The organism is Halomonas sp. SH5A2, from assembly GCF_014263395.1.
Taxonomy (GTDB): domain Bacteria; phylum Pseudomonadota; class Gammaproteobacteria; order Pseudomonadales; family Halomonadaceae; genus Vreelandella.
This window is the reverse complement of sequence record NZ_CP058321.1, coordinates 3,343,467-3,365,287: the sequence shown is the minus strand read 5'-3', so window position 1 is coordinate 3,365,287 and position 21,821 is coordinate 3,343,467. Positions and strand designations below refer to the sequence as shown.

Annotated in this window: 18 protein-coding genes; 10 read left to right on the top strand and 8 right to left on the bottom strand. The window is 58.0% G+C overall.

The features are described 5' to 3' along the window. Positions 1-26: 26 nt before the first annotated feature. Positions 27-1,466 (bottom strand): dihydropyrimidinase, encoded by a 1,440-nt coding sequence (gene hydA / locus HXW73_RS15575; protein ID WP_186253945.1) that lies wholly within the window; start codon positions 1,464-1,466, stop codon positions 27-29. 31 nt (positions 1,467-1,497) lie between these two features. Next, complete coding sequence (locus HXW73_RS15570; RefSeq protein WP_186253944.1) at positions 1,498-2,364, bottom strand: nitrilase-related carbon-nitrogen hydrolase; 867 nt, start codon at positions 2,362-2,364, stop codon at positions 1,498-1,500. Positions 2,365-2,903: 539 nt separating this feature from the next. Here HXW73_RS15570 and HXW73_RS15565 point away from each other — a divergent pair. Next, entirely contained in the window at positions 2,904-4,424 is a 1,521-nt protein-coding gene (locus tag HXW73_RS15565) for an NCS1 family nucleobase:cation symporter-1 (protein ID WP_186253943.1), read from the top strand. Between the two features lie 45 nt (positions 4,425-4,469). On the opposite strand, the gene HXW73_RS15560 is transcribed toward HXW73_RS15565, so the two are convergent. Further along, positions 4,470-5,393, bottom strand: coding sequence for a LysR family transcriptional regulator (locus HXW73_RS15560; RefSeq protein ID WP_186253942.1), 924 nt, complete (start codon positions 5,391-5,393; stop codon positions 4,470-4,472). Between the two features lie 160 nt (positions 5,394-5,553). On the opposite strand from HXW73_RS15560, the gene HXW73_RS15555 reads away from it, so the two are divergent. Further along, a complete protein-coding gene (locus tag HXW73_RS15555; protein ID WP_186253941.1) occupies positions 5,554-8,247 on the top strand; it encodes a bifunctional diguanylate cyclase/phosphodiesterase in 2,694 nt (897 codons plus the stop codon). Here the strand turns inward: HXW73_RS15555 and HXW73_RS15550 are convergent. Genes HXW73_RS15550 through HXW73_RS15530 form a run of 5 tightly spaced genes read right to left on the bottom strand, consistent with a single transcriptional unit; the run spans position 8,236 to position 12,983 of the window. Then, positions 8,236-9,258 (bottom strand): CobW family GTP-binding protein, encoded by a 1,023-nt coding sequence (locus tag HXW73_RS15550; RefSeq protein ID WP_186253940.1) that lies wholly within the window; start codon positions 9,256-9,258, stop codon positions 8,236-8,238. The genes HXW73_RS15555 and HXW73_RS15550 overlap by 12 nt on opposite strands. A 2-nt stretch (positions 9,259-9,260) precedes the next feature. Further along, the gene (gene moaA, locus HXW73_RS15545) at positions 9,261-10,253 is read right to left on the bottom strand and encodes a GTP 3',8-cyclase MoaA (protein WP_186253939.1); all 993 of its coding nucleotides are present in this window, start codon (positions 10,251-10,253) and stop codon (positions 9,261-9,263) included. Beyond that, positions 10,250-11,497, bottom strand: a complete 1,248-nt coding sequence (gene moeA / locus HXW73_RS15540) for a molybdopterin molybdotransferase MoeA (protein ID WP_186253938.1) — start codon at positions 11,495-11,497, stop codon at positions 10,250-10,252. The genes moaA and moeA overlap by 4 nt, the downstream gene beginning before the upstream one ends. Next, entirely contained in the window at positions 11,494-12,126 is a 633-nt protein-coding gene (gene mobA, locus HXW73_RS15535) for a molybdenum cofactor guanylyltransferase MobA (RefSeq protein ID WP_186253937.1), read from the bottom strand. Before mobA ends, moeA begins: the two co-directional genes overlap by 4 nt. Then, positions 12,123-12,983 (bottom strand): formate dehydrogenase accessory sulfurtransferase FdhD, encoded by an 861-nt coding sequence (locus HXW73_RS15530; RefSeq protein ID WP_186253936.1) that lies wholly within the window; start codon positions 12,981-12,983, stop codon positions 12,123-12,125. The genes mobA and HXW73_RS15530 overlap by 4 nt, the downstream gene beginning before the upstream one ends. Before the next feature lie 140 nt (positions 12,984-13,123). Here HXW73_RS15530 and HXW73_RS15525 point away from each other — a divergent pair, with 140 nt between their 5' ends. The 8 genes from HXW73_RS15525 to HXW73_RS15490 all read left to right on the top strand — a co-directional run bounded on the left by HXW73_RS15525 (position 13,124) and on the right by HXW73_RS15490 (position 21,765). Continuing rightward, positions 13,124-13,564, top strand: a complete 441-nt coding sequence (locus HXW73_RS15525) for a DUF3305 domain-containing protein (RefSeq protein ID WP_186253935.1) — start codon at positions 13,124-13,126, stop codon at positions 13,562-13,564. Further along, positions 13,561-14,178, top strand: a complete 618-nt coding sequence (locus HXW73_RS15520) for a DUF3306 domain-containing protein (protein ID WP_186253934.1) — start codon at positions 13,561-13,563, stop codon at positions 14,176-14,178. Before HXW73_RS15525 ends, HXW73_RS15520 begins: the two co-directional genes overlap by 4 nt. A 249-nt stretch (positions 14,179-14,427) precedes the next feature. Further along, positions 14,428-16,182, top strand: coding sequence for a 4Fe-4S dicluster domain-containing protein (locus HXW73_RS15515; RefSeq protein ID WP_186253933.1), 1,755 nt, complete (start codon positions 14,428-14,430; stop codon positions 16,180-16,182). Between the two features lie 3 nt (positions 16,183-16,185). Continuing rightward, entirely contained in the window at positions 16,186-16,800 is a 615-nt protein-coding gene (locus HXW73_RS15510) for a TorD/DmsD family molecular chaperone (protein WP_186253932.1), read from the top strand. A 98-nt stretch (positions 16,801-16,898) separates the two neighbouring features. After that, positions 16,899-17,099 (top strand): twin-arginine translocation signal domain-containing protein, encoded by a 201-nt coding sequence (locus tag HXW73_RS15505; protein WP_186253931.1) that lies wholly within the window; start codon positions 16,899-16,901, stop codon positions 17,097-17,099. A 24-nt stretch (positions 17,100-17,123) separates the two neighbouring features. After that, complete coding sequence (locus HXW73_RS15500; RefSeq protein ID WP_186253930.1) at positions 17,124-19,979, top strand: formate dehydrogenase subunit alpha; 2,856 nt, start codon at positions 17,124-17,126, stop codon at positions 19,977-19,979. Between the two features lie 65 nt (positions 19,980-20,044). Then, positions 20,045-20,659: a formate dehydrogenase FDH3 subunit beta gene (gene fdh3B / locus HXW73_RS15495; RefSeq protein WP_074395123.1), complete on the top strand. Its 615-nt coding sequence runs from the start codon at positions 20,045-20,047 to the stop codon at positions 20,657-20,659. A gap of 11 nt (positions 20,660-20,670) precedes the next feature. After that, a complete protein-coding gene (locus HXW73_RS15490) occupies positions 20,671-21,765 on the top strand; it encodes a formate dehydrogenase subunit gamma (RefSeq protein WP_186253929.1) in 1,095 nt (364 codons plus the stop codon). Positions 21,766-21,821 lie beyond the last annotated feature (56 nt).

Here is a 21,821-nt window from a genome sequence, read left to right as displayed (position 1 = left end):
ATAAACAGCTTTTATACAAACAGCTGTTATCGTTTAACGGCTACCGGGGCATTGAGCTCGGCGCGCTTGGCCAGCAGCTCAAACATGCCGGGGTAGGCGGGGCGCTCTAGGTAGCGGCCTGCGCCGCGCTCGGCGCGCAGGTCACCGTCGCGCCATACCCACTTGCCCTGGCTGATAGTGTGGCGGGCAATGCCGCGTACTTTCTTGCCCTCGAAAATATTGAAGTCGACGTTCTGGTGGTGGGTCTTGGCGGAGATCGTGCGCGTGCCGTTGGGGTCCCACACCACGATATCGGCATCCGCTCCCACTTGAATCGCGCCTTTACGCGGGTAGAGGTTGAAAATCTTGGCGGTGTTGGTGGAGGTCAGCGCGACAAACTCCTGGGGCGACAGCTTGCCAGTATTGACGCCTTCATCCCACAAGACGGCCAGGCGATCTTCGACCCCGGCGGTGCCGTTGGGAATCTTGGTGAAATCGTCCTTGCCCGCGGCCTTTTGGTCGGCGCAGAAGCAGCAGTGGTCGGTGGCGGTGGTTTGAAGGTTGCCGGCCTGTAGACCGTGCCAAAGGGCTTCCTGGTGGCCTTTGGGGCGGAAGGGCGGGCTCATTACGTGAGCCGCGGCGCGGCCCCAGTCGGTATCCTGGTAAACGCTGTCGTCGATCATGAGATGGCCGGCCAAGCACTCGCCGTAAACCTGGTGGCCCTGGTCGCGGGCGTAGGCGATTTCGTCCACCGCGTCCTTGGTGGAAACGTGTACCAGATAGATCGGTGAGCCCAAAGTGCTGGCGATACGAATGGCGCGGCTGGCAGCCTCGCCTTCTACCTGGGGTGGGCGCGAAAGGGGGTGGGCTTCAGGCCCGGTCAGACCCTGGGCGAGCAGCTTCTGCTGCATGTGGTACACAAGCTCGCCGTTTTCAGCGTGGACGGTAGGCACCGCGCCCAGCTCCAGGCAGCGCGAAAAGCTTTCCACCAAAATGTCATCGGTGGCCATGATGGCGCCTTTGTAGGCCATGAAGTGCTTGAAGCTGTTGACCCCGTGCTCGTGCACCAGCGTGCCCATCTCTTCCCGTACGCTGTCGTCCCACCAGGTGATGGCCACGTGGAAGGCAAAGTCGGTGGCGGCTTTTTCGGCCCAACCCTGCCAGGTCTCGAAAGCCTCCAGCAGCGATTGCCCGGGCTGGGGAATCACGAAGTCGATAATCGAGGTAGTGCCGCCTGCCAGGGCCGCGGCGGTGCCGGTGTAGAAGTCTTCGCTGGCCACGGTGCCCATAAACGGCAGCTGCATGTGGGTGTGGGGGTCGATACCGCCGGGCATTACCAGTTGGTCGCTGGCATCGACGATCTCGCAATCGGCGGGAACGTCCAGATTGGTGCCGATGGCTTGGATTTTACCCTCCACACACAACACGTCGGCGCGGTAGGTATCGGTATTGGTGACGACAGTGCCGCCCTTGATCAATAGGCTCATTGCTCGCTCCTTCGGTTATCCGGTGGCCGGGTTACTCGCCGTCGGTCAGGCGGGTGTAGGTTTCCGGGCGGCGGTCGCGGAAGAACTGCCAGTTGTTACGTACCTCGCGCACCATGTCCAAATCGATCTCGTGGACCAGCAGTTCGTCCTCGGTGTCGCTGGCCTGGGCTTCGATTTTGCCGCGGGGGTTAACGATGTAACTGGAACCGTAAAAGTCGCCGATATTCCAGGGGGCCTCGGTGCCGACGCGGTTGATGGCGGCGATAAAGCAGCCGTTGGCGGCGGCGGAGGCGGGCTGTTCCAGCTCCCACAGGTATTGGGAAAGCCCGGCCACGGTAGCGGAGGGGTTGAAGATGACTTCGGCGCCGTTAAGGGCCAGCGCCCGCCAGCCTTCGGGGAAGTGACGGTCATAGCAGATATACACGCCGATCTTCCCAAAGGCGGTATCGAATACCGGCCAGTTGGATTTGCCCGGTTTAAAGAAGAATTTCTCCCAAAATCCAGCGACTTGAGGGATATGGGTTTTATGGTATTTGCCTAGATAACTGCCGTCGGCATCGAATACGGCGGCGGTGTTGTAGTAAACGCCGGTCTCGGTTTCTTCATACACGGGTACGATGATGACCATGCGGTGCTTGGCGGCGAGTTTCTGCATCATCTGGCAGGTAGGGCCTTCTGGCACCTGCTCGGCGGCGGCGTACCATTTGCCGTCTTGGCTGGGGCAAAAGTAGGGTTGATTAAACACTTCCTGAAAGCAGAGCACCTGCACGCCCTGTGCCGCCGCTTTCTCGATCATCGGTAGGTGCGCTTCGTTCATGGCGTCACGAATCGCCGCAGGTTCCAAGTCGGTGCTGGTTTTCAGGCCCATTTGAATCAGGCCGATTTTCATCTTCTGCATTAGAAACTCCCCCATTAATTAGTGTTAGCTCACGGCATTAGGATTAATTAATGTTCTGTCTTTTGGTATTGGAATTTAAAGCTGACCATCAAGGCAGCTTTTAAGAAAGTATCGTCAGGATGTGAGTTTTAGCAAGGTAGCCGAATATTTTTTTAATGGGCTTTTTAACTTATTGAGTTAATTTGTTATTTTTCTTTTTAAGTTGCGCTTTCACTAATGTGGTGAGACAGTGCACTGCTTTGAAGTTTTTTTATAATCCTTTTAAATCAGTATTTTGATATTATTTTTTGAGCCTTCAGCATGATTTTTATGCTGAAAGTTGGTGCAAATATTTTTTTTGATCTAGCCTTTTTGAATCCGTCGGGTATTTCGTGTCCCAAAGGGCGGCAAGATGATGACAACAATAAAATTCTTGTCCTGGAAGACAGTTTTTCATCAATAAGTTAAGCGACTACGTCGGGTGGGTCGGCATGCTTATTGCTTGGAAACCTCAGACCGTGAGGGTTTTCTGGGAAGCGGATGACACTGAGGAGAGACCAATGACGAAAACAACCTCTCAGATGGTAGACCGAGAAGGGCTGATTGAATTGGATGTGGGCGACGACGTACGCGATAGCTCGCGTTTCAACAAGGACATTGCGCCCACCGAAGCAAGCGAAAGAACCTGGAGTAAGTGGAATATTGCCGCGCTGTGGGTGGGTATGGCGATTTGCGTACCCACCTACACGCTCGGGGGCGTGTTGACCGCCTACTTTGGTTTGAGCGTGGGTGAGGCGTTGTTCGCGATATTACTGGCGAATGTGATCGTCTTGATTCCGCTTACGCTCAACGCTTTTCCGGGCACTAAATTCGGGATTCCTTTTCCCGTTGTGCTGCGCTCCTCGTTCGGGATTTTTGGCTCTAATGTACCGTGTCTGGTACGCGCCCTGGTCGGGTGTGGCTGGTTTGGTATTCAAACCATGTTTGGTGGGCTGGCGATTCATTTGCTGCTCTCGGAATTGATACCGGCGTGGGCGGCGCTCGGCGGCGTCGGTGAAGTCATCGGCTTTTTCGTGTTTGGCGCAATGAATCTTTACGTGGTGATCCGTGGTGCAGAGTCGATCAAGTGGCTGGAAACCCTGGCCGCGCCGTTACTTTTGGCGGTAGGTATCGGTTTGATGGTGTGGGCATGGCCGCACACGTCGATGACCGAGCTGCTGGCTCAACCGCCCTCGCGCCCTGAAGGCGCGTCGGTATACGGCTATTTCTTTGCCGGCTTAACCGCCATGGTGGGCTTTTGGGCCACGCTGTCGCTGAATATTCCCGACTTCAGTCGCTTTGCCAAAAGCCAGAAAGATCAAATTGTCGGCCAGGTAATTGGCCTACCGCTGACCATGTTTTTCTTTGCCTCACTGGGCGTGGTGATGACCGCGGCCTCCGAGACGCTTGTCGGTCAAACCGTGGCCGACCCCGTGCGGCTTATCGGCTATATCGATAGCCCGTTCTGGGTCGTGCTGGCGATGCTGCTGATTATTATTGCCACGATCTCTACCAACACGGCTTCCAACATTGTTTCGCCGACCAATGATTTCCAGAATATTGCGCCAAAAATGATTAATCAGACCCGTGGCGTACTGATGACCGGTGCGGTGGGTGTGCTGCTGATGGGCTACGATCTGTTGCAAAAAGCGGGCATCATTCCGCCAGGGGTATCGCTTGAACAGATGTACTCCAACTGGTTGCTGGGTTATTCAAGCCTGCTTGGCCCGATCGCTGGCATCATGGCCGTGGATTACTTTCTGATTAAAAAGCAGCGCCTGGACGTGCCCAGCCTGTATATGGACAACCATGTTTATCCTGCGGTGAACATTGCCGGTTTTATCGCCTTTGGCGTGCCTGTGGCACTGACGCTGATTTCGCTGACCACCGGCACGATGTACTGGTTCTATGACTACGGCTGGTTTACCGGCTCGGCGCTTGGCGCGATCGTTTACTATGCTGCAAGCCAGGTGCTTTCCTCTGCACCGTCGGTAGGGCCAGCGCCGGTGGCCGACAAAGAGCCGGCCGAGCAACTCCCTTAGGTTGCGCGACGCGCACTTTAACCAACAGGTCTCATCAACACCCGGCTAGATGCCGGGTGTTGGCGTTTGTGGCGTATTGATGAAGTGTAAAAAGGCGTCAACGACACGATTGGGTCGGCGATCGCGACGGGCAATGAGCACAAAGGGAATACGGTAGTGCTGGCTGGTGGTGTTCAGGGCGCGCATCTTGCCCGCCGAGACCCATTGGCCGGCGACGTGTTCGGGCAGAAAGCCCATAAAGCGCCCGGTAAGAATCAAGAACGCCGCGCCCTCGCGGTCAGACGCCGAGGCGCGCAGGTTAAGCGCATCGTGGGCTTGGCGTGCCTCAGCGGGTAGCGGATAGCGTGGCGATATGGCGGGATGCTGCGCAAGCTCGGCCAAGGTGAGGCGATCACTGGCCTTATCGAACAACGGGTGTCCTACCGAGCAGTACAGGTAAGAGGGCTCATCGTAAAGATGCTGAGTATCCAGGCTGGTGGGCAGGTTGACCGCTGGCACCACCCCGACGTGCATGTGGCCATCCATCACGCCGCGAATCACTGCGTCTGAGGGTTCCATGTGTATGTTCAGCGTGACATCGTGCTCCGGGGCGCTGAGTCTGGCCAGTGCATGGGTGACATGCATGGCGGGTAGCGTCACCAGGTTGTCGGTAATCCCGATATTCAGCTCGCCCTTGATGGTCTGATGCAGCGCGTTGACATCGCTTTTGAAGGTTTCAAGCGCGGAAAGCAGCGTCAGGCCCGCCTGATAAATCTCTTTGCCTTCTTCGGTTAGGCTGAACCCGCCGCGCCCACGCTGACACAGCGAAAAACCTAGCCGCCCTTCCAGGTCGTTCATATGCTGGCTGATTGCCGACCGGCTGATGCCCAGCGTCGTCTCGGCCGCCGTAAAGCCACCGCACTCCACTACCGTTTGAAAAATACGAATCAGGCGAATTTCATAGTCGCTCATTTGACCAAGCGCGGGCATATCAAGCTCTCATGGCGGGTAATCAGTTGATTTAATGATAGAGGAATTGAAAAAGGCCGATGTACTTTTCGAAAATAGTTCTTCAATATCATCGACGTTTGAGCTTATGTTAAAGCGGTTCCGTTTGTTTAGTGCCACTTTATGACAAGGCGTCCGCGCAATGCCACAACCTGTTACCCCGTTAACATCCGATCTGGCGAAGAAGTATCGCCAGCAGCGCCGTGGTGCTTTAACGCTTTACGGGGTAGCGCTGTTGCTGCTCCTGAGCCTTTTTGCATGGATACTCTACGAACAATACCGCCAGGAAATCCAGACCCTTGAGACGCGCAATGCGGCCAGAGCCGACGTCGTGGTCGAATGGGCGAAAGGCGTTTTTGCGCAGAGCGGTCAAGCCCTTTTGAGCGTTGCCGATCTGGTGCAGCTCCAGGGTATGCCGGCGCAGGGAGAGTCTTCTGCTATTCAACAGGCGTTACGCAACCGAACACGCTCTGTCGATTGGGTCGATGATATTGGTGTTATTGATGATGAAGGTATTATTCAGGCCAGCGCGCTTAGCGCTGACTCAATAGGGCGAGACCTAAGCAGCAGCTCGTTTTTTAAAGCGTTTCGTGACACGCCATATCGGAACGAACTGGTGACGCCGCTTTATTCGACCTCCCATGACGAGCGCTACTATCTTTATCAAGCTCGTCGCTTAACCCGTGACAACGGCGAATTTAATGGCATCGCGGTAGCGCGCATTTCCCCTACGGTATTTGAACGCACCCTGCAACGTTTAGGCGTGTCCAACGGGGAAAGCATTGCGCTGGTAGATGGTGAGCTAAAGCTGATTGCCCGGTTACCTACCCTTGAGGATCCCATCACCGCCGGATGGCAGGTGGACAGCCCAGAGACGCTAATGATGCTTGAACGTGGGGTCGAAAAATGGTCGCTGCGTTTGACCTCGCCGCTCGATCAGCGAGAGCGACTGTTTCAGATGCAGTGGATAGAAGAGCTTCCGCTTCTGGTGGTCGTGGGCGAGGATGTCCAGCTGCAATTAGCCAACTGGCGACAGCGTGCCGGGATTCTGGCAGGGGTAATGCTGTTGATCGCGATGTTGGGCGCCTGGGGCGTGCGTCACTACCTTAACCGGCTGCGCTTTGAGCATCGGCTACATCAAAGTGAAGCGGAGTTGCGTATTTCCGCCACGGCGTTCCAGACCCATCTGGGAATGTTGATTGCCGATGCAAACGGCCGCGTCTTGAAAGTCAACAACACCTTTACGCGAATCACCGGCTATAGCGAAGCCGAACTGGTGGGTAAGAGCCCGCGAATGTTGAATTCTGGCCGGCATGATGCCGCTTTTTACCGCAAATTATGGCAGCGGGTTCAGGTAGCTGGCAGTTGGGAAGGAGAAATCTGGAGTCGCCGCAAGAATGGCGATGTGTTTCCCGAATGGCTGACCATCAGTGCCGTTTACGACCCGCAAGGTGCCCTGACCCATTACGTGGCAACCATGAGCGACATTAGCGAGAGTAAAGCGGCAGAGCAGGAAATTCACCAGTTGGCGTTTTACGATCCGTTAACCGGGCTTGCCAATCGGCGACTATTCATGGATCGCATGGAGGCGGCTTTAAAGGACGTTAACCGTCATTCTCGCTGGGGGGCCCTGCTATTTATCGATATCGATAACTTCAAGCAAATCAACGATACCCTGGGCCACTACGTTGGTGATCAACTGCTGCAACATCTCGCCCGTTTAATGGGGCAAATGCTGCGTGAAACGGACACCTTGGCGCGGCTGGGGAGCGATGAATTTGCCGTGCTGATCGAAGGTCTGGGTAAAAGCCGGGAGCACACCGCTGAACTGGCCGAAAATATCGCGCAGAAACTCCAGGACATGATTCGACAGCCAATGACGATCCGGGATGAGAGCCTTAACGTCACGGCAAGTATCGGGATTACGGTCGTAAACGATCACACCAGTTCAGTCGATGATTACTTGCAGCAGGCGGACATGGCGCTTTTCCAGGCCAAAAGCAGTGGTCGCTGCGCGTTGAGCTTTTTTGACCCCACCATGCAAGCCGAGCTGTTGGCACGGGTTCGCTTGGAAAACGAACTGCGCCAAGCGTTGGCGAATGAAGAATGGCGTCTGTATTACCAGCCTCAAGTTGACCAGGACGGCCGCTGCATAGGGGTCGAAGGACTGCTGCGTTGGCAGCATCCCGAACGCGGCTTGGTCATGCCTGACGTGTTTATTCCCCTTCTCGAATCGACCGAGCTGATTAACCCAGTGGGCGATTGGGTGCTGGAAGCTGCCTGTGAGCAACTGGCCCAATGGGCCCGCCAGCCTGGGTTTGCTGAGCTGAGTGTGGCGGTTAACGTCAGTCCGTTGCAGTTCCGACAGCTTGATTTTGTCACCAAGGTTGAAACGATATTGAAGCGCACGGGCGCGCCGAGTCACAAGCTTAAATTGGAGGTGACGGAATCGCTGTTCGTCGAAGAGCGTGACGAGGCCCGTGACAAGATGCAGCAGCTCAAGCAGCAGGGCGTACGTTTTGCGCTGGATGACTTTGGAACCGGCTACTCGTCGCTGGCGTATGTGGCGCAGTTGCCTCTCGATCAGCTGAAAATAGATCAGTCCTTTGTCAAACAGGTGATTGATAGTAAGGCGAATGCCGCAATCGTTGAGAGCACCATTGCGCTGGCACAAAGTCTGTCGCTGGAGATCGTGGCCGAAGGCGTCGAGAGCGACGACCAGCAGGCGTGGCTGTTGGCCCATGGCTGCCGAACTTATCAAGGCTTCCTATACGGAAAACCGATGCCCCCTGACGCGCTTGAGGTGTGGCTCAAGCATGAACATTTAGCCTTGTAAGGTATCGGCGAGCGCGTCTTTTAGCGTCTCCGCGTCGGGCATATCTGGGCTGGACGGTTCGGGGGCAATGACTTCCAGGCGTGAGTCCTGACGCCAGGTGGATGGTGTGACACTTAGCGTGCCATCGGCCCGGTTGAGCTGTCGCCAGCCGTCATGGGTATGGAACACGCCCTTGACCCGTACGTCCTGGGAAAGCTCACCGAGATAGGCGGCCAGGCGGTCCAGGTCAAAGCAATCACTCGGGTGCCAGCGCAAGCCGATACTTGCGTAACCGAGCGATGCGCCGGTTTCACACTGCGGCGTGCCGGGAGCAGGCGGTAAGTCGAAAAAGCCGCCTTCCAGACTGGGGGGTGCGGACAGTGGCTGGTGGGCCTCAGGGATTTCAATCGCGTCACGTTGAGCGCTGCCGCTTTCCATCAAGCGCGAAAGCGGCAGTCGGCCATGATTGACCTCATGGACCCACTTGCGCGGTGGCCAACGTTCAGCGACGAAGGCGCGGGCCGCACTAAGCTGCTCGGCGGTGCTTTGATCACAAAGTGTCAGGGCAATGGCGTCGGCGATCTCAAGCTGGTCGCGGAAGGTTTCGTGGGCGACCACGCGCGGCTCATCCAGGCGGCGTGGGTCAAGCGTCGTGACAATATCGCGTACGTCTACCACGCCCTGAAACGCCTCGCTGCGCAGCAGATCCACCAACCCTGCCGGATGGCCAAGGCCTGAAGGCTCGATGATCACCCGGTCAGGTTGGCTACGCGACAGCAGATTGACCAGAGCGGCCTGCATCACGAAGGCAAGCTGGCAGCACAGGCAGCCACCCGGCAAGCCTTTAACCACCACATCGTCACGCGCTTCAAACATCGCCTGATCGATGCCGATCTGACCAAACTCGTTGACCAGAATGGCCCATTTTTCATCCACAGGCTTCTGCTCGATCAGGCTGTGGATAAGCGTTGTTTTGCCACTGCCCAGAAAGCCGGTGATGATATGCACCGGCACATTGGTTAACGCTGACACCGTTAGCCGCCGGTCATGTTCATGAAACGGACGACCTGAACATCACCGTCGGTGGTGAAGTGATGACGCTCGGGTTTAAGCGGCAAGGCATTGATGATGGCATCTTTTAGCGCCTGCATATTACCGGGGTGACGACGCAATACCGCACGCAGATCGACCGAATGTTCGTTGCCCAGGCACAGCAGCAAGCGGCCCTCGACGGTAACGCGCACGCGGTTGCAGGTATCGCAGAAATTATGGCTGTGCGGCGAAATAAAGCCGATACGGCTGTTGCTGTCGGCCATGCGGAAGTAACGCGAAGGGCCAGGAGTTGTTTCCGGGGTTGCGATCAACGGGTAGCGGGTTTCAATCAACGCCTGGACATCATCGCTTGAATAGAAGGTTTCCGCGCGGGAGTGATCGGAGACATCGCCAAGCGGCATTTCCTCGATAAAGCTGATGTCCAGCCCTTCGCGGCGGGCAAATTCAACCAGATCGAGCACTTCATCTTCATTGCGGCCCTTGAGGATGACCGCGTTGAGTTTGATGCGCTCAAAGCCCGCTTCCTTGGCGGCATGAATGCCGTCGATCACTTTTTCCAGGTCGCCGGTGCGGGTGAGCTGCTTGAAGCGTTCCGGGTCCAGCGAATCCAGGCTTATATTGAGCCGCCGCATGCCGCCCGCATAAAGCTGCTTGGCATGCTTGCGCAGACTGGCGCCATTGGTGGTCATAGTGAAGTCGTTGAGCCCCGGCATCGTGCCGATTTCATCGACCAATTGGTTGATATCGCGGCGTACCAGCGGTTCGCCGCCGGTGAGGCGGATTTTCTCGACGCCGAGCTCGGTAAAAGCACGGGCGACCATGGCCAGCTCTTCTAGCGTCAGAACCTGCGCGCGGGGCAGAAAGGTCATCTCCTCGCTCATGCAGTAAACGCAGCGGAAGTCGCAGCGGTCGGTTACCGATATACGCACATAGTTGATGCGGCGGCCAAAGTTGTCGATCAGTTGCTCGGTCATAGCCAATCCGTTAGTGGTTGTATGCTGACGACCTCACCTGGTTGCACGCCGTCCTGGTCATCGGCTAACTCTATCAAACAGTTAGCGGCCACCATTGAGGTTAAAATGCCCGACCCCTGGGCACCGGTGCTACGTACGTGTAGCCGTCCTTCTCTATCATTATGATAGACGCCACGGATAAAGTCTGTCCGTTGAAAGCGGCTTTTCAATGTGTCGTCGGCGATCGCCTGGAGGCGGCGCGGTGGTGTCACCGGCTGATCGTGAAGCCGTTGTAACAGCGGCACCACAAACTGCAGGAAGGTTACCATGACCGCCACGGGATTGCCGGGCAGGCCGACGAAAGGGGTACGTGCCGCGCCCAGCCAGCCGCAGGCCATGGGGCGTCCCGGGCGCAGGGCCACCCGCCAGAACGCCAGTCGCCCAAGATGCTCGAGGGCATCACGGGTAAAATCGGCATGACCGACCGAGACGCCGCCACTGGAAATCACCAAGTCACTTTTCGCCGCGGCGTCTGTCAGGGTATCCGTCAGTGCGTTCAAATCGTCCGGCAGGATGCCAAGGTCAATCACCTCAGCGCCATGCTCAATGAGCAGCCCCGTCAGCGTAAAGCGGTTGGCGTCGTAAATGCCTTCGCCAGGTAAAGTATCGCCTGGGGCCGTGACTTCATTGCCGGTCGAGAAAATCGCCACCTTGGGGCGCTGGTAAACGGGTACTTGTGCCCAGCCCAACGAGGCGATCAGCCCGAGGGCAGCGGCGTCTAATCGAGTGCCAGCGGGAAGGGCGACGTCGCCGATCGCGATGTCCTCTCCCGCCTGGCGCACGTTCTGGCCACGTTTGACACGCTCTGGCGCTTCAATCACTACGCTGTCGTGATGCTCAACCAGCTGCTCGCGCATGATGACAGTGTCCGTGCCAGGGGGGAGCGGCGCGCCGGTGGTAATGCGCACACACTGCCCCGCAGCGACACGGCCTGTAAACGCTTGCCCGGCAAAGGCATCGCCTGCCAATGCCCAGTGGGTTTGAGCGCTGCTCTCCCAAGCCAGCGCCACGCCATCCATCGCCGCATTGGTATTCTGCGGCACGTTGATCGTGGCGGTGATATCTTCCGCAAGGCGTCGGCCATGGGCGTTCGTGAGGGCGACGCGCTCACTGACCAGGGGCCGTTCGACCAGGGTGGCAAGCGCTGTTCGCGCCTCGTCCACGCTGAGCATCTGCTCGCCGAGCTCGAAACAGGACAGCGTCATGTGGCGGCCTTTTTGGCGTTGGCGTCATTTTCAAGAGCGGCTTCCAGGCGAACTTTCTCTTCTTCGGTATTCAGGTTGGCAAAGGCTTCCGGGCAGTCTGACATATCGACCCTGCACCAGGCATGGCGTGCATACCAGCGGTCAATCTTGCGTTCCCCATCGGCCAGCGTTGTTGCCAGATCATCTGCCAGAGAGGTGCGAATCAAGGCCACCACGGGGTGCAGGCGTTCACCGTCAAAGGCAACGGCAATATCATGCTCGCCGATGCCCGCCACCATGCGCGACACAAGATCATTGGGCAGCGCAGGGGAGTCGCAGGGCACCACCAGCAGCCACGGCGTTTTCGCCGCGCGTAAGCCGCTGTAGATACCCATCAGCGGGCCATTGAAACCGCCTTCGGCACCGTCGATTACAAGATCAGCAACCACGCGATCAGCTAACAAGTCGTAGGCGTCGCTGTTGCGGTTGGCGTTGATCAGCAGTTCGGCTACCCGGCCATCGAAACGCTGAATGACATGAGCAATCAACGGTAGGCCAGCAAAGGGTTCGAGGCCTTTATCGCGGCCGCCCATGCGACGGCCTTCCCCGCCGGCGAGAATCATGCCGGTCAGTTGCTTCGCGGAAATCATTGGCGTGCCTCCTGCTTGGCTGCACGGGCGCGGGGCGGGCGTGCGGGGATGACATCCAGCGTGAGGCGGCCCTGGGCGTTAATGGCTTGGAAGTGCTTGCCTTTGGCGCGGGCAATCAGCATGACGCCAAAGCGTTCCGCCAACTCGACGCCTTTTTGGGTCACACCGGAGCGTGATATCAGCACGCTGATGCCCATCTGAGCGACTTTGAGCACCATTTCCGAGGTTAACCGCCCCGTGGTGTAGAAGATGTCGGCATTGGCGCTATCCGCCTGTTGCAGCCACTGTCGGCCCGCCAGGGTATCGACGGCGTTGTGTCTGCCGACGTCTTCAACGAAATCCAGTACGTCACTTTGTCGACACAGTGCACAACCGTGCACCGCCCCGGCACTGCGGTAGGTTTCATTATAAGCGTTGAGGTTTTTCAGCAGCTGGTAGAGCGTTGACTGAGCCAGCGGTGTGTCGGGCAGCGCCGTGAGGTCGGTCTGGTCGAGTAGCTTGCCAAATACTGTTCCCTGGCCGCAGCCGGTGGTCACGGTGCGGGTGCTGAGGCGGGCTTCCAGGTCGTCGGGCAGATGGCCGGTGACGACCACGGCCGCTTCCACGTCCCAATCGACCTGCACGACGGAAAGATCAGCGGCGGCCCGCAGTAGCCCCTGGTTACGCAGATAACCGACCACCAGTGCTTCAGGGTCATCGCCAAGCGTCATCAGCGTGACAATCTCACGCTTGTTGAGATATACGGTCAAGGCCCGCTCGGCGGCAATTGCCTGCCGACGGGTATCACCGAATTCGTCGATCACGTCAATCTCGGTGGTGGCCGGTAAACGGGCTCGGCTTAACTGAATGGCGGGCATTGGCACCCTCACTGAATCTGAAGAAATAGACTTGCAGATATATACTTGAGTAAAAAGGTCTGAGTTGACGATGATGGCGCTCGAAAGGCTTACTTGTCTACCCGAACCTTTCGTTCCGAAAAAGCATAAAGGCCGCCGTGATGACCGATAATCTCCGCCCGCTAAGTATTACGCTGGTCGCCGAGAACAAGCAGATCAACCGTTTTAGCCAAACACAATGGCGTATTGGGGAGCTGACACCAGGCGAGCAAGGTCCCTACGTGCTGTTTTTGCAGCTGTTCATGACCGAGCGCGCTGCCTATCGCTTCAACTTGACAGCCAGCACGCCACGGCTGTTTGTGCGTGCCGGGTTTACCGGTCAGGACCCCGAGCCTACTGCGATTACAGCGAGTCAAGATGTCGCAGCCGGTTGGATGGATGGCGAGCAGCAGGTGCTGGAAGTGGCGATGCCGATGGCGATCCAGATATGGATAGAAAATTATCTGGCGCGCCACGGTGAAGCGCCGATGGAAATGCGCAAGAAGAAAAACAAAGGGGCCGGGCGCGCAAAAGAAACGCCTACCAAGGAGAAACCGCAATGAGTCGTTTAGAGCGCTGGTCGCGTATCAAGCGAGGTCTCGAACCGGATGATCAACCATCCGCTCCAGCTCCCGATGCGAAAGACCACAGCGAGCCACCGCGGCCGCTGGATGAAACGGCCCCCTCCAATGGAGGGGAATCGGCGGAAAATCATGAGGTAGACAATACCGAATCTAGCGAGCCCACCCGGCCCGTGCCGCCCCCGCCCGGTAGTCTGGATGACACCTTGCCTGACCCGGAGACGCTGGAAGCGGGCAGCGATTTCAGTGGCTTTATGGTACCCGGCGTCAGTTCAGCGTTGCGGCGGCGGGCGTTAAAGCGCCTGTGGGCGACCGGTAACTACAATGTGCGCGACGGTCTGGATGACTACGACCTGGACTATCGCCAGCAGCTGAAGCCCATGGCCTCCGAGCTGGCGGGCAAGCTGCGGCGGTGGGCCAAGAAAGCCGACGAATCTTTGGCCGAAAATGCCAACGATACCCAGGCAGAGCAAGCACCAACAAATGGCGAAACTGGGCAAGTATCTTCCTCCGGTGGTGAGGCATCCAACCCGCCTCGTCCTGAGGAAGAAGTGGCACAAGACGACCAGTCTGATGGCGCTCATACGAAAGCATGAGATGAGTTTTATGTTTTTAAAAACAATGGATTGAATGAAAAACGAAACAACAGCGTTGAAAATGTATGGGCCGTTCAGCTTGGCATGGATGACAAAATCGCCATAAGCTGTACAAAATACATATAGAAAATGAAAAAGAGTTTTATCGCTGTGCACTAATGTTATGTATTGGTGCAGCCGATATGCCAAAATAGTTAAAAAATTTGATCCATCAATATAATAAAAAAGATCCTCTGACCGTGAGAATGCATGAACCAAAGAATCCAGCTGGCGTCCCTGGACGACCAGCGTAACGCTGAAGCCAGAGAAGCGGTACGCCAACGCATCTCGTGGCCGGCGAACCTGACGCCCGCCAACGTGACCTACCATAGTCGTGGTCATGCATTGGTGATTGGCTCGAGCGACACCGCCGAGAAAGCCGCCCATGCCTTGAAGGGCAGTGGGCTCGCTTCGTTGACGTTGCTCACGACCAATACCGTCGCTAACGCCGCTGAATCGCATGCTGTTGCTCCTAAGGAAGCGTCGTCGTCAGACGTATCGCCGCAGGTGCATGCCCAGCCGCTCGTCCGCTATGAAATGACGCCGGGCCAGGCCGAGGTGTTAAGCATCTCAGGCTACCTCGGCGCTTTTTCTGTCCAGTTTGATAACGACGGCACCCCGCTTAACCTGGCGCGAGCACTGATTGATCGCGATCACTTCGACCTGGTGCTGGACTTAAGCGCCCACCCGGTGCTGGCGCGCGAGTTGCCACCCCCGGGCTATGTCACCCTCGACTGGAATGACGACGAGCGGCGTCGCGAGGCGCTGGACAGCGTCGGTGAACTGATCGGCGAATTCGACAAGCCGCGCTACTTCCAGGTCAACAGCGATCTTTGCGCACATTCCGCCAGCGGCAACGTTGGCTGTACGCGCTGCCTGGATGTGTGCCCCGCCGATGCTATCAGCAGCCATCAGGGGCGTATCGAATCACAGATCGAGATTGATCCTTTCCTGTGTCAGGGCGTAGGCAGCTGCACCAGTGCCTGCCCCACCGGTGCGATTGAATTTCGTTTGCCCGATACCCGTCGCCAGCAGGATACGCTTTCAAGCTGGCTGGCCGCTTACCGCGATGCGGGTGGTCAGACGCCCGTGCTGCGCTTTATTACCCACGATTCCCAAGATGCCGAAAAAGCGGCGGGCATAGTACCCGCCGGGCACGTGCTGGATATTCCCCTGGAAGAGCTGGGCGCGGCCGGTCATGACCAGTGGCTAACCGCCCTGGCCAGCGGCGCGGCGGAAGTGCGCATTCAGCAGCATGCCGATATGCCTGACCGGCTCAGCGTCTTTCTGGCCGATCAAGTGGCTCAGGCTCGGGCCTTGCTGTCGGCACTGGGGCACAACCCCGAGCGCGTGCAACTGTTGGACGTTGACGATGCGCAGGCACGCGACGCGCTGCCGCTGCTAACGCCACTGACCGATCAGCCGCTGTCATTAAATGCGCCTGAGAAGCGTGCTCGCCTGAACATCGTGCTGGCGCGCCTGGGCGAACTCGGCGAACCCAGCGGCCAGCGCCATGCCATGCCAACGGGCGCAGCTTACGGCAGCATTCAGGTTGATAGTGATGCTTGCACGTTGTGCCATGCCTGTGTCAGCAACTGCCCAACTCCTGCGCTGTCATCCGGTGGCAACACGCCGTCGCTGAACTTCCGCGAAGCGGACTGCGTGCAGTGTGGGCTCTGCGAACAGGCCTGCCCTGAAGATGCCATTACCCTGGCGCCCGGCTTTCTGGCCTCGGCCGAGCGTGAAGCGCGTCAGGTGTGTCATGAAGAGGCGCCGTTTGAGTGCATTGGCTGCGGTAAACCGTTCGCCACGGCGAGCACGGTGGCCAACATCAAAGCCAAGCTGGCCGACCACCCCTATTTTGCGGGCGACGCCATGCTGCGCCTGGAGATGTGCGAAGACTGTCGGGTGAAAGACGTATGGAAAACCATGATTCGTGATCCCGACGCCCAGTTGAAGGTATAAGCCATGACGCAAGCTGCCCCGACATTAAACGAAGCCGATGCGTTGCGAGCGGATATCTACCGGCTCATCGCCGCGCTCCTGCGCGAAGCGCCCTCCGACGAACTGCTTGGCTGGCTGGCGTCGCTCGATATCGAGCAGGACGGTAGCCGCCTGGCCGAGTGCTGGCACGGGCTCAGTCAAGCCGCTAACAGCGCTGACGCAACGCGCTTGAAGCGAGCGCACTTCGGTCATCTGGTCGGCGTGATCCAGGGTGACGTGGTGCCCTATGCCTCCTGGTACCGCAACGGCGAACTCATGGAAGCCGCGCTGGTAGAATTGCGGCGAGACCTTGGCGCGCTTGGTTTCGAGCGCAACGAGCATACTAAAGACCCTGAGGATCACTTAGCCGCGCTATGCGAAGTGATGGCTATGCTGGTCGACATGACCAGCGCCGATCAGGCGCACTTTTTCATGCAACACCTTGCCCCCTGGGCAAGCGATTGTTTTGACGACTTGGGGCAAGTCGATACCGCTTTTTATGCAGCGCTCGGGCAGTTGGGCAGTGCTTTCATGACAAGCGAAGAGGATCGCCTGGCCATCGAGGCGAGCCATACCCCAGTCAACATTGTGGAACCTTGACGTGACGCGCTAATGCGTTGATTCACCTACCGGTGAGCGCGCGGCAGCCATAGCATAAGATAAAACGGCCAAAGGCCATGGCAAGAGAGGAGAGCACCATGCAACAGTCACATAATCCTGAGCGCCGCCGGTTCATGAAAACCGTAGGGCTGGGAACAGCCGCAGCAGGCGCGGCCGCCGCGGTCGGACACGTCACTCTGGCGCAAGCCGATAGCGCTCCCAGCGACGCTGAAAAACCGACAACCAATTACCGTGAGACTGATCACGTCCGTGCTTTTTACGCTTCCTTGCGTGACTGACGGCGGAATGCCAGGAGAATTGCCATGCGTTTAACTCGCAAAACAGACACTCCCAAAGCGCCCGGTCTGGGAATTTCGCGCCGCCAGTTTATTCAGCGCAGTGGTGTGGCGACAGGTGGTGTGGCCGCGCTAGGTTTTATGGGCGCGCCCATGATGCGCCGCGCGGAATCGGCGGACAAAACGCCGGTGCTTGACTCACCGGTAGAGACCAAGCGCACGATCTGCTCGCACTGCTCGGTAGGCTGCGGTGTGTATGCTGAAGTGCAAGAAGGCATCTGGACCAAACAGGAACCTGCCTTTGACCACCCGATCAATCGCGGTGCCCATTGTGCCAAGGGCGCCTCGCTGCGCCAGCACGGCCATTCCAGCCGCCGTTTAAAGTACCCCATGAAACTGGTGGGCGGCGAATGGGAGCGCATGAGCTGGGAAGACGCCGTCAACGAAATCGGCGACAAGCTGCTTGAGCTACGCGAAGAGCACGGCCCGGATAGCGTTTATTGGCTGGGTTCGGCCAAGTTCAATAACGAGCAGGCGTACCTGATGCGCAAGCTGGCGTCGATGTGGGGTACCAACAACACCGACCACCAGGCGCGTATCTGCCACTCCACAACGGTGGCCGGGGTTGCCAATACTTGGGGCTACGGGGCGATGACCAACTCGCTCAACGATACCCATAACAGTAAAGCGATTCTGTTCATTGGCTCGAACCCGTCCGAAGCGCACCCGGTGGCCATGCAGCACTTCCTGATTGCCAAGGAGCGCAACAACTGCCAGATCATTGTTGCCGACCCACGCTTTACGCGCACGGCGGCCAAGGCCAACAAATTCGTGCGGTTGCGCCCGGGTTCCGACGTTGCCTACGTCTGGGGCCTGCTGTGGCATATCTTTGAAAACGGCTGGGAAGACAGCGAATACATCAACCAGCGCGTTTACGGCATGGACGATGTGCGCGCAGAGGTAGCCAACTTCACACCGGACGTGGTGGAAGATATCACCGGCGTCAGCGAACAGGACATGTTCGACGTTGCCAAGACCCTGTCGGAAAATCGCCCTGGCTGTGTCGTGTGGTGCATGGGCGGTACCCAGCACACCACGGGTAATAACAATACCCGCGCCTACTGCATTTTGGAGCTGGCGCTGGGCAACATCGGTGTTGCCGGTGGCGGTGCCAACATTCTGCGTGGTCATGACAACGTCCAGGGTGCCACCGACCTGGGGTTGGGCTCCGATTCGCTGCCCGGCTACTACGGCCTGGCGGAAGGCGCCTGGCAGCACTGGGCCAACGTCTGGAACGTTGACTACGAATGGCTGCAAGGGCGCTTTGATGACTCTGAGTATGCCGACGGCAAACCCATGCACAGCGCCGGTATTACCGTATCCCGCTGGGTTGACGGGGTGCTGGAAGAAGATGAAAACATCTCCCAGCGCACGGCGCTCAAAGCCATGTTCTATTGGGGCCACGCGGTCAACTCACAGACCCGCGGTGTCGAAATGCAGCAGGCGATGAAAAAGCTCGAAATGATGGTCATCGTCGATCCTTACCCGACCGTCGCGGCCGTCATGCACGACCGTACGGATGGCGTGTATCTGCTGCCGGCCGCGACCCAGTTCGAAACCACCGGCAGCGTGACGGCGACCAACCGTTCACTGCAGTGGCGCGACAAGGTCATCGACCCGTTGTTCGAGTCCAAACCTGATCACGAGATCATGTACCTGTTCGCCCGCAAGCTCGGCTTTGGTGACCAGTTGGTGGCCAACTACGAGATGAACGGCGATGAACCGCTGATCGAAGATATCCTGCGCGAGATCAACAACGGCATGTGGACTGTTGGTTACACCGGGCAAAGCCCCGAGCGCCTGAAGGAACACCAGCAAAACTGGCATACCTTCAGCTTCGAGCACCTGCGCGCCGAGGGCGGTCCGGCTGATGGCGACTACTACGGCCTGCCCTGGCCCTGCTGGGGAACGGCCGAGTTCAAGCATCCCGGCTCGCCGAACCTCTATGATCCAAGCGTGCCTGTGATGGAAGGGGGCATGGGCTTCCGTGCCCGCTTTGGCATCGAGCGCGATGGCGTCAATCTGCTGGCCGAAGGCTCCGCACCGATGAATGGCGATATCGACGACGGTTACCCAGAGTTCACCGACCAGCTGCTGAAAGACCTTGGCTGGTGGAACGACCTTACCGACGAAGAGAAGCAAGCGGCGGAAGGCAAGAACTGGAAAACCGATCTGTCCGGCGGTATTCAGCGTGTCGCCATCGAGCATGGTTGCGCGCCTTACGGTAACGCCAAAGCGCGGGCCGTGGTGTGGACCTTCCCCGACGAAGTGCCGAAGCACCGTGAGCCGCTCTACTCAACCCGCCGTGACCTGGTTGATAAATACCCGACCTGGGACGACTTTGACTCCATCATGCGTCTGCCGACCATGTACAAGAGCGTACAGGACGGTGCCCCCTCGGTGGATGACTATCCGATCATCCTCACTTCCGGGCGTCTGGTCGAATACGAAGGTGGCGGTGAAGAAACGCGCTCCATGTCGTGGCTGGCCGAGCTTCAACAAGAGATGTTTGTGGAGATCAACCCGGCCGATGCCAATGATATAGGCATCAGCGACGGCGACGAGGTATGGGTCGAAGGGGCCGAAGGTGGCCGTGTGAAAGTGAAAGCACTGGTCACACCGCGCGTGGACCGCAAGGTAGCCTTCATGCCGTTCCACTTTGGCGGCATGTTCCAGGGCGAAAGCCTGGAAGGCCTTTACCCTGAAGGCAGCGCCCCCTACATACTTGGCGAAGCGGCCAACACCGCGACCACTTATGGCTACGATCCGGTGACACTGATGCAAGAGACCAAGTGCACCATCTGCCGTATCGAGCGTGCCTGAGGCTCGCCCTGACCTGACAGCATCCACGGTGCGGGCGACATCCCGCACCGTATAAGGAGAACACCATGGCTCAAATGAAATTTATGTGTGACGCCGAGCGCTGCATCGAATGCAACGGCTGCGTTACCGCCTGTAAAAATGCCAATGATGTCGAATGGGGCATTCAGCGTCGGCGCGTTGTGACGCTTAATGACGGCGAAGCCGACGAAATGTCCATTTCGGTCGCCTGCATGCACTGTGACGACGCCCCCTGCATGGCCGTGTGCCCGACCGACTGTTTCTACAAGACTGACGACGGCATCGTGCTGCACGACAAGGACCTGTGCATCGGGTGTGGTTACTGTCTGTACGCCTGCCCGTTCGGCGCACCGCAGTTCCCGCAGCAGGACGCCTTCGGCGAGCGCGGCAAGATGGACAAATGTACCTTCTGTGCGGGCGGTCCTGCCGAAAGCAAGGAAGAAGAGTACGAGAAGTACGGCTCCAACCGCATTGCCGAAGGCAAGCTGCCGCTGTGTGCGGAAATGTGCTCGACCAAAGCGCTGCTGGCTGGCGACGCCCAGGACGTGGCAGATATCTTCCGTCAGCGCGTGGTGCATCGTGGCCACGAAGACGGTGCCTGGTCCAACAACCCTCAGGCCAGTGCCGATAACCTAGCCTATGATGCTGCCCGTAAAGGGTAAGGAGGCTTTCCATGAACCAGTTGACTGCTCAGGCACCCGGTGGGGTGCCGCATCCAAGCCGCTGGCAAGGAGTCTGGCGCTGGCTATTGTTGGCCTTTGCGCTGGTACTCAGTCTCGGCGTGACACAGGTAGTGCATGCCCAGGCTGACCCTGACCGGGAAATGGGCACGGCAGCCCCGGGGATCGACGCTGACCAGTGGCGGCAAGTGCGCAGCGGCGAGACCGATGCCAACTACCGTGACTCGCGTTACGAGAGTAACTACAACCTGATCAACTCAAGCGGCGAAACCTGGCGTCAATGGCGTAATCGCTGGGTGTCACCTTTCGGGTTGATCGTGATCGGCGGCATGATCGGGATTATCGTGCTGTTTTATCTGATCATTGGCCGCAAGGATCTGGAAGAGCCGCGAACGGGGCGCAAGCTGTTGCGCTGGCCGTTATTCTTGCGTGCTCTGCACTGGTCAGTGGCGTCGCTGTTTATCGTGCTGGCGCTTACCGGCCTCAACCTGCTATTTGGGAAGTTTGTCTTCCGCGGTCTATTTGGAGATGCCTTCTGGGGATGGATGGTCTCTTCTTCCAAGTTGCTGCACAACTACCTTGGGCCGATCTTCGGCATCCTGCTGGTGGTACTGCTCGTCAGCCTGATCAAGGATAACCTGCCCAAAAAGCACGACCTTGAGTGGTTCAAGAAAGGCGGCGGCATGGTCGGCAAGGGGCATGTCGATGCCGGCTTTGCCAACGGCGGTGAAAAAGCCTGGTACTGGCTATTAGCTTCGGTCGGGATTCTGGTGGTTGCCAGCGGCTTTGTGCTCGACTTCCCCAACTTCGGTCAGGGGCGCGACACCATGCAGTGGGCGAATATCATCCACGCCGTCGGTGCCTTGGGGCTGACCGCTGTGTCATTTGGCCATATCTATATTGGCACCTTGGGCACGGAAGGTTCGTTGGAAGGCATGACCACCGGCTACGTTGATGAGACCTGGGCCAAAGAGCACCACAATCTGTGGTACGAAGAGGTCAAGGATCAGGCCGTTTCCGAGCAGGAACTGGCCGACCAAAAAGCCTCAAAAGACTCAGGTGAGTCTCCAGCCCCTCGTTCCTCGTGAGGCGCGCTGGAATGTAACAAAAGACACCGCCTACGGGCGGTGTCTTTTGTTATGCT

Excerpts from the sequence above, each read along its gene's own strand:
- moeA (WP_186253938.1), bottom strand. The coding sequence starts at position 11,497 with ATGACGCTGTCCTGTTTCGAGCTCGGCGAGCAGATGCTCAGCGTGGAC.
- HXW73_RS15565 (WP_186253943.1), top strand. The coding sequence starts at position 2,904 with ATGACGAAAACAACCTCTCAGATGGTAGACCGAGAAGGGCTGATTGAA.
- HXW73_RS15515 (WP_186253933.1), top strand. The coding sequence starts at position 14,428 with ATGAACCAAAGAATCCAGCTGGCGTCCCTGGACGACCAGCGTAACGCT.
- mobA (WP_186253937.1), bottom strand. The coding sequence starts at position 12,126 with ATGATTTCCGCGAAGCAACTGACCGGCATGATTCTCGCCGGCGGGGAA.
- HXW73_RS15530 (WP_186253936.1), bottom strand. The coding sequence starts at position 12,983 with ATGCCCGCCATTCAGTTAAGCCGAGCCCGTTTACCGGCCACCACCGAG.
- HXW73_RS15520 (WP_186253934.1), top strand. The coding sequence starts at position 13,561 with ATGAGTCGTTTAGAGCGCTGGTCGCGTATCAAGCGAGGTCTCGAACCG.
- HXW73_RS15525 (WP_186253935.1), top strand. The coding sequence starts at position 13,124 with ATGACCGATAATCTCCGCCCGCTAAGTATTACGCTGGTCGCCGAGAAC.
- moaA (WP_186253939.1), bottom strand. The coding sequence starts at position 10,253 with ATGACCGAGCAACTGATCGACAACTTTGGCCGCCGCATCAACTATGTG.
- fdh3B (WP_074395123.1), top strand. The coding sequence starts at position 20,045 with ATGGCTCAAATGAAATTTATGTGTGACGCCGAGCGCTGCATCGAATGC.
- hydA (WP_186253945.1), bottom strand. The coding sequence starts at position 1,466 with ATGAGCCTATTGATCAAGGGCGGCACTGTCGTCACCAATACCGATACC.
- HXW73_RS15570 (WP_186253944.1), bottom strand. The coding sequence starts at position 2,364 with ATGCAGAAGATGAAAATCGGCCTGATTCAAATGGGCCTGAAAACCAGC.
- HXW73_RS15510 (WP_186253932.1), top strand. The coding sequence starts at position 16,186 with ATGACGCAAGCTGCCCCGACATTAAACGAAGCCGATGCGTTGCGAGCG.
- HXW73_RS15490 (WP_186253929.1), top strand. The coding sequence starts at position 20,671 with ATGAACCAGTTGACTGCTCAGGCACCCGGTGGGGTGCCGCATCCAAGC.
- HXW73_RS15500 (WP_186253930.1), top strand. The coding sequence starts at position 17,124 with ATGCGTTTAACTCGCAAAACAGACACTCCCAAAGCGCCCGGTCTGGGA.
- HXW73_RS15505 (WP_186253931.1), top strand. The coding sequence starts at position 16,899 with ATGCAACAGTCACATAATCCTGAGCGCCGCCGGTTCATGAAAACCGTA.
- HXW73_RS15560 (WP_186253942.1), bottom strand. The coding sequence starts at position 5,393 with ATGCCCGCGCTTGGTCAAATGAGCGACTATGAAATTCGCCTGATTCGT.
- HXW73_RS15555 (WP_186253941.1), top strand. The coding sequence starts at position 5,554 with ATGCCACAACCTGTTACCCCGTTAACATCCGATCTGGCGAAGAAGTAT.